The following is a 7,685-nucleotide window of genomic DNA, read 5'->3' as shown; positions in this document are numbered from 1 at the left end:
ACGCAGTTCTGGCAGTCGGCAAGTGCAGCCGGTGGGGGAAACGCGAACCGTCCATTGACATGGGATGAATGGGTCGCGTTCAAGGCCGCACAGGAGGAAAAAACGACTGGAGCAGGATCGGTCCTGTCTACGGCATTCGATGTGCCCTCGCAGGTAGCCAAAGCCTCAACGGGACTGACACAAGTTGTGCGCAGTGCCGCGAGTGCCAGCGAAGGAGATGGAGGCGCAGGACTTTTGGGGCTCATGGAAACGATGGCAGGTGCGTTGCCCGGAGGCAGTGACGATGTTTCGGACGATGATGACGCGACCCCGGAAGGCTCAACGCCACTTGGGGATGCGCAGTCGTTTACCTATTTGCCTGCTTCCACCGAGGGTGATGCATTCGACCTGGCGGGCATGCCAGATATGACCGGTGATCCGAACTCCTGGATCGAAAGCGGTCCTGGTATGAAGAAACAATGGCGCATGTTTGATTCCAACGGCAACGCAAGCGTTGATATAGACTTTGATGTGCACCACGGCCAGCCTAATCCGCATGCGCATAACTGGGAAGGAAATGCACGTGATCAGGGTTGGCCCGTTTCAATTCTTCCTTGGTGAGGCAAGCTGTGACAGATATTGATGCAACGCTCCACGCGTATGACTACTTTCATGATTGGTACATTTTTCGCATCGCGATACAAAATCAATTAGACATCAGTTGCCCCGATACATTGATTCTGAGTCTCAAGCTAGGTACGCGAACAGCTACGGTCACCTTTCAAGGCATGACTCGTTTGGGAATTGAGAATGGTGGGACCGTCAATATCGTGCTGTCGTTGGAGAGGGCACAGCCAAACACGGAAGTTGAATCGCTTGCACGGAATCTGTTGAAGCGCTCATTGCCGGGCAAAAGGGCAGCGCAGCATATTGTCTATCTACATCCCACCGCTGGCTTTGCAATCGCTGTCGAGTTCGATTCGATGCAGGTTCTGGAGGGTGCAGAGTGAAAGGGAAAAATCCAACTCGCGCGAGCGTTTTCCGCTAGGAGAAATTGCAATGGTCCGCGTGCAGCAACGCGTTAAGGGTCGTCGAGTAGGCAACAGGCACATTGCTCGGCGGCGGTAATAGTGATTCGGACGCCGGCGATACGGGAATCAACAAAGGTGGTACGTTTGGCAATGACTTGTTCAGTGCGAATTCAGGCGCCGACTCGACACAGCTCGGCGACGCACAGCCGTTCGACTATAGTGAGGATTCGAATGGAAATGATGCAGCATCAACAGTGCAGAGGGTATTGATCGCTAAGCATCCTGTAAAGCGGTGCGTTGTTGTAATGTGGTTTGAAGAGAAACAGGCACTCGTTTCGTACACGCTTGAGGAGGAGAAAGTGCTTTCGGCGACTGCGCGCCTCTTTCCGCTCGAAGTACCGGTGGCGAACTACAGCGACACGTTGGACGACGAATTCGCGTGGCGATTTGGTGGCGCAACGCTCAATCTTCTCGCTTTATCCAACCCTGGTTTGAAGCCTTATATCAAGGTCACTCAAGCCGATGATTGAGAATCTCGTCGCGCAACAGATCTCCCCGTATCATGCCTGCGGATCGTTCGTCGAACAGCCGCCGGCACTGGCGGCTGCATGACCGGCTCATGCGAACTACGACTTGGCAGGTTTCAATTCGCAGCCACCATTACTGTCGGCTGAAGCGCCGCTCGTCGGATTTTGAGCACGCGGCCCATCCACCGCGCCACGTTTGCAGCGCCTCAGAAGACCATAGCGCCGACCCATACGCGAAGTCGCGTTGATCGCGTTTATCCCCGTCAAATTCCGGTAATGATTTCACCGGCAATTTCGCCAGCATGCACTCTTCCCGTCTGTCGAGCACGCAATCGTGCGCTTCCCGCCGCAGCCCAATCTGGCCGTAGAACCGGGCATCAGTTACACCCCGTTATTCCCCCCAAGCGTCCTCAAGCTCTTCCACTGCCCCTGCTGCACCTCGAAGAGCGTATAAGGCGGCTTGATGAGGTCGCCGTGCGGATCGAACGCAATATTGCCCGTCACGCCCACCACCGTTACCTTCGGGAAGCTCGCGACGATCTTCGCGCGGTCGAGCGAGTCGGCGTCGCGAATCGCCTTGATCATGGCGAGCGCGGCGTCATAGGCGAACGGCGCATACAGTTCGACATCCTGATTGAATCGTGCCTTGTAGCGCTTCGCGAAAGCCTGCGCGGAAGGCAGCTTGTCGAGCGCCGGTCCCGGTTCGAGATCCTGCGTGCCTTCGCCAGCCGGGCCCGCGATCTGCAGGAAGGCATTGCTCTTCAACGCGCCCGCACCGAAGAGCCGCGCCGGCATGCCGAGCGTGCGCATCTGCTTGGCAAGCATCGCGCCTTGTTCATCGAGGCCGCCAAAGAAGATCACGTCGACGTTCTTCTGCTTCAGCGACGTGAGAATGGCGCGGAAGTCCACGGCTTTGTCGTTGGTGAATTCGCGGTCGACGATATTGCCGTTCGCCTCCTTCGCGCCCTTCTCGAACGCGTCGGCGAGCCCCTGGCCGAAGGCCGTGCGATCGTCGATGATGCCGATCCGCTTCGCCTTCAACTGCTCCACCGCGAACTTGCCCGCAATCACGCCCCCTATGCCGTCGTTGCCCATGGTGCGGAACACGTTCGCATAGCCCTGCTGGGTCAGCGCCGGATTGGTGGACCCCGGCGTGATCATGGCGACGTTCGCGTTGTGATACACCGCCGAAGCCGGAATGCTGCAGCCCGAGTTGTAGTGGCCGATCACGCCGACCACGCCGTCGTCCACGAGCTTTTGCGCCACCTGCACGGCCACGTGCGGGTCGGCCTGGTCGTCCTGCACGTCGAGCACGTACTTCACCGGTTTGCCCGCAATCACGGGGTGTTTGGCGTTCTCCTCGTCGATAGCGAGCTGCGCGCCGTACTGCAAGTCCTTGCCAACGCGCGCGACCGGGCCCGTGAGCGGACCTGCGAAGCCGATCTTCACCACCTCGGGGTCGGCCGCCTGCGCGGGGCCGTGCAAGCCCATCAGCCCGAGGGCCATCGTTAGTACGAGAGTGCGGCGGTTCATGATGCTCATCCTCACAGGGAGATTGTTGCGGTGGGTGTTACCTGGTTATGGCTGGAAAGTACCTGCAAATACGGTTAAAAACGGCGCGGACTATAAGGCGTGAGATCGAGGGGAGGCGCGCGTTGCGCAACGAGATCGGCAACCACGCTGCCCGTCACGCCGCCGAGCGTCACGCCCAGATGCTGATGCCCGAACGCGTAGATCACGCGCGGCGAGCGGCTCGACGCGCCCACCACGGGCAGCGCGTCGGGCAGGCTCGGCCTGAAGCCAAGCCAGTCGCTGTCCGGCTCCGGCAGACCGGGCAGCGCCTCCTGCGCGGAGCGCGTCAAAAGCCGCAGCAAGTCCGTGTTCTTACCCGCGCCGTTAGCCGCCAGCTCGACCGTGCCCGCTGCGCGAATGCCGCCGTCCATCGGCGTCATGTAGAAACCGCGTTCGGCCCAGCCGCACGGCCGCGAAATTCGGTTAGCGGTGCCAGGAAAGCGCACGTGATAGCCGCGCTCCACACCTAGCGGCAGCGCGTCGCCGCATTGGCGCGCGAGACGCCCCGAAAACGCGCCGGCGCACACAATGGCGTGTTCGGCGTCATGCGTCTCGCCCGCCGAATCGATCAGCTTCACCGTGTTTGCCGCAGGCGCCAGCGTCTCGACCGCCACGCGCCGGTGCACGAGCCCGCGCAGCGACAACATCGCATGCAAGGCCTGAAGAAAGCCGCGTGGATCGCTCAAAAACCAGCTGCCCTTGAAGAGCGTGCCTTGCGCGAAGAGCGGCGCGAGGCCCGGCTCCAGTTGCGCGATTTCGCTGCGCGCGAGCGTGTCGAACGCCACGCCTAGCGAGCGCCGCAGCTCGAGCGCCGGCTGCGCGGCCTCGAACGACGCCGCGCTCGAATACAGGTAGAGGCATTCGCGTTCGCGCACGAAGGCCGCGAGCGTGTCGAGGGCAAGCATTTCGCGGTAGCCGTCGAACGCGCGCGAGAGCAGTTGCGCGAGCGCATTCACACTGCCCGCGTAGCGGCGCGGCGTGGCGCTCAGCAGAAAGCGTGCGAGCCACGGCGTGAGCGTTGGCACGTCGCCCCAGCGAATGCGCAGCGGGCTCGTAGACGAAAACAGAAAGCGCGGGATGTTGCGAAACACGTCGGGGTTGTTCACGGGAATGCACGCGTAGTTCGCGAACGTGCCCGCGTTGCCATATGAGGCACCCTCGCCCGGCCCTTGCGCGTCGTACAGCGTCACGCTGTGCCCGTCGCGCATGAGCCAGTAAGCGCACGACAGCCCCACGAACCCCGCGCCAATGACAGCCACTTGCGCCATTACTTCTTCCAGTTGGTTGCGGGCTCACGGAAATCTTGCACGTGAGTCCGTTTGCGCGTCAGCATGTAGGCCGCCGACACCACCGCCACGCTCGCGAGGCTCGCCATGAGCTGCCCCGAAAGCGCGTGATCGAAGCCCATCGCGCAGAGCACACCGGCAATGGCCGCCACCACGGCCCACGAAAGCCACGGAAAGAGCCACATCTTGAACGTGAGCCGTTCGGGCTCGGTCGCCTCGAGGCGCCGGCGAATCACGATCTGCGAGACGGCGATGGAGAGATACACGAACAGCATCACCGCGCCCGATGCGCTGACGAGATAGAGGAACACACCCTGCGGCGAAACGATCGCCGCCACGATGGCCACGTAGCCGACAACGCTGCTCACGAGCACGGCCAGACGCGGCACGCGGCTCTTCGAGAGCGTGAGCAGCGCGCGCGGCGCGTCGCGGCGTTCGGCAAGCCGGAACACGATGCGCGAGGACACATAGAGCCCGGAGTTCAGCGCCGAGAGCACCGCCACCAGCACGATTGCATTCATGATGTCCGCAGCGCCCGGAATATGCATGGTTTCGAGCGCGGCCACGAACGGCGAGTAACCCACCTTGATGCTCGCCCACGGCACGATGCACGCAATCACGAAAAGCGAGCCGACATAGAACGTGATCACGCGCAGGATGACCGAACGGGTCATCGAGGCGACGTTGCGGCCCGGGTCGTCGGATTCGGCCGCGGCAATGGTCGCGATCTCCGCGCCGCCCACAGCGAAGATCACGGTGGGCACGCCCGCGAAGATCGACATCGCGCCGAACGGCATGAAGCCGTGGTCGCCGCTCAGATTGTTCACGGTCTGGTGCCACGAGCTGAACCCGAACAGATAGCTCGCGCCCACCACGATGAATACGATGATGGCCGCGACCTTGATCGACGCGAACCAGTACTCGAATTCTCCATATGATTTCACCGAGAGCAGGTTCACGACCGTCATGAACGAGAGCAGCACGAGCCCGATCACCCACACTGGCGCGGGAATCCAGCGCTGCAGGATGCCCGCGCCCGCCACCGCTTCCACGGCCACCACGATCACCCAGAAGTACCAGTACAGCCAGCCGTTCGTGAAACCGGCCCAGTCGCCAAGACCAATGCGCGTGAACTCCGTGAACGAACCGACGCCCGGATGCGCGAGCGCCATCTCGCCGAGCATGCGCATGACGAACAGCACGACGATGCCCGCCAGCAGGTAGCTCAGGCAGGCAGCGGGCCCCATCGCGTTGATGGTGGCGCTGCTGCCGACGAACAGCCCCGCGCCGATGATGCCGCCGAGCGAAATCATCGTGACGTGCCGCTTGCGCAGCGAATGGCCGAGGGGTGTGGATGTTGCGCCTGAAGCGGGTGTGGATTGCCGGGATGCCACGAGACTGTCCTCCTGTAATACAGTGCGTGTTGCGCCGAGCTGCTGGCCGAACAAAACCTTGGATTCATACTCACACAATAATTTTTTGTGTGCAATTAAAAAGACTTTGTGTGGAGACCAGGAATTTCCCTGGCGAGTGATCTAACGCTTCAGGGCACGCGCAGCCAACCACTTGCCATATCTTGTGTTTTTGGGTTAAAGATGCAACGGGGGCGCGGGTGATGTGCCTCAGTGCAGCGCGGTGATGTGGCAGACGATCGAGTTTTGTATGGAGTTAATACTTGCATGAAAGCCGACGATTACCAGACAAAAACGGATGAGAATATCCAGACAAAAGGTCGTCAAGCCACGTATCTGGAGGTCTCCCGCAATCTCGAGGAGCAGGTGCGCAGCGGTCAGTACCCGCCAGGCAGCCGCTTGCCGCCGCAGCGCGATCTGGCCGTGGAGCTGGGCATCAACGTTTCCACTGTTTCGCGCGCCTACAAGGAGTTGCAGGCGCGCGGGCTGATCGTTGCGAGCAAGCGGCGCGGCTCGATCGTCACCGGCGGCGCCATGCCGGCCGTTGGCGCCGCGGCGCAGCGAAGCGCGGAGGCGAACGGCGCCGAAGCGAGCGGCGTGGTCGACCTCACCGTCAACCGCCCGGCGACTGGCGAATTCCTCACGCAACTCGCCCGCACGATGGCGCAGATCTCGCGCGACCCGCGCTTTGCGGAAACTCAGGAATATCAGCCGCCCCAGGGCGCGGAATGGGCGCGCGCGGCGGGCGCGCAATGGATCGCCGCGCCTGGCTTCACGCCCTCGCCCGATAATCTCGTCGTGACGAGCGGCGCGCAGCACGGCCTCTACGCGGTCTTGAGCAGCCTGATGGGACACGAAGGCGTGATCCTCTCCGACAAGCTGACCTATTACGGCCTGAAAGCGCTCGCACCCGTATTCCAGTTCGAACTGGTCGGTATCCCAAGCGATGCCGAAGGCCTCCTGCCCGATCAGCTCGAAGACGCCTGCCGCCGCATGCCGGTGAAAGCGATCTTCACCGTGCCTAACCTGCAGAACCCGAGCGTGGTGACGATGAGCCTCGAGCGTCGCCTCGCGCTCGTGGAGATCGCGCGCCGGCACCATGTGGCGATCATCGAGGACGACGTGTACGGGCCGTTGCTGCGCAAGCGCCTGCCGACCATCGCGAGCCTGTGCCCGGAGCTGACCTTCCACGTGGCCTCTACGTCGAAGGTGCTCGCACCCGGGCTGCGCATTGGCTATCTGCACACGCCGCCGCATGGCGCGGCGCTCGCTGCCGAGGCCGTGCGCACGACGGCCTGGATGCCCGCGCCGCTCACCACGCTCATCACGACGCGCTGGATCGAGGACGGCACCGCGCACCTCATACTCGAAGCGCAGCGTGCGGAGCTGCAGGCACGGCAAGCGCTCGCGCTCGAAATCTTGCCGCGCGACCTGCTCAATAGCGACCCGGCGTGCATGTTCGTCTGGTTGCGCGTGCCGGCCCCGTGGCGTTCCGACGACTTCGCCGCCAACGCGCTGGCGCGCGGCGTGAACACCATGCCCGCCTCGGCGTTCGCCGTGGACCGCTCGACGCTCGAGCACGGCGTACGTATCAACCTCGCGTGTGCAACCTCGCGGGAGCAACTCGCGCGCGCACTGAAGGTCCTCGCGCGCACGCTGCAGGACCGGCCGCGCGCGCTCTTCGGCACGATCTAACCCGCACTCGTATTTCCCCCAATGCGCTAGCGCCGGTGGGCTCGCCTCTGGCGTGAGCCCGTCGATTATCCGCACGACCATCCGCAATTTCTGCCGCTGCGGGTGGTCTTGCTGCCGCCTGAATCGGTTATATCGTCTGCGATGTTAGGCAACGACATTGCACGCCATCTGCTAGCTGGTGGA

Annotated in this window: 6 protein-coding genes and 1 pseudogene; 4 read left to right on the top strand and 3 right to left on the bottom strand. The window is 62.4% G+C overall.

Annotation, left to right across the window (positions count from 1 at the left end; all coding sequences use genetic code 11):
• The 3 genes and pseudogenes from U5A65_RS32765 to U5A65_RS32755 form a co-directional block, all read left to right on the top strand.
• Positions 1–600, top strand: a pseudogene (locus U5A65_RS32765) (hypothetical protein); the annotation flags it as partial.
• 8 nt (positions 601–608) lie between these two features.
• Positions 609–989: a hypothetical protein gene (locus U5A65_RS32760; protein WP_321939113.1), complete on the top strand. Its 381-nt coding sequence runs from the start codon at positions 609–611 to the stop codon at positions 987–989.
• Positions 990–1,090: 101 nt separating this feature from the next.
• Positions 1,091–1,540, top strand: a complete 450-nt coding sequence (locus tag U5A65_RS32755) for a hypothetical protein (RefSeq protein ID WP_321939115.1) — start codon at positions 1,091–1,093, stop codon at positions 1,538–1,540.
• A 378-nt stretch (positions 1,541–1,918) separates the two neighbouring features.
• Here the strand turns inward: U5A65_RS32755 and U5A65_RS32750 are convergent, their stop codons facing one another.
• The 3 genes from U5A65_RS32750 to U5A65_RS32740 form a co-directional block, all read right to left on the bottom strand.
• Complete coding sequence (locus U5A65_RS32750; protein WP_321914939.1) at positions 1,919–3,070, bottom strand: branched-chain amino acid ABC transporter substrate-binding protein; 1,152 nt, start codon at positions 3,068–3,070, stop codon at positions 1,919–1,921.
• 74 nt (positions 3,071–3,144) lie between these two features.
• Positions 3,145–4,377, bottom strand: a complete 1,233-nt coding sequence (locus U5A65_RS32745) for an FAD-binding oxidoreductase (protein WP_321948938.1) — start codon at positions 4,375–4,377, stop codon at positions 3,145–3,147.
• Entirely contained in the window at positions 4,377–5,708 is a 1,332-nt protein-coding gene (locus U5A65_RS32740; RefSeq protein ID WP_321948943.1) for an amino acid permease, read from the bottom strand. Before U5A65_RS32740 ends, U5A65_RS32745 begins: the two co-directional genes overlap by 1 nt.
• 366 nt (positions 5,709–6,074) lie before the next feature.
• Between U5A65_RS32740 and U5A65_RS32735 the strand changes: the two genes are divergently transcribed.
• A complete protein-coding gene (locus U5A65_RS32735; protein WP_321939117.1) occupies positions 6,075–7,502 on the top strand; it encodes a PLP-dependent aminotransferase family protein in 1,428 nt (475 codons plus the stop codon).
• Positions 7,503–7,685 lie beyond the last annotated feature (183 nt).

Source organism: Paraburkholderia sp. J10-1 (assembly GCF_905220165.1).
GTDB lineage: Bacteria > Pseudomonadota > Gammaproteobacteria > Burkholderiales > Burkholderiaceae > Paraburkholderia.
The sequence above is the reverse complement of the archived record's forward strand: the minus strand, read 5'-3'. Positions and strand labels throughout refer to the sequence as shown.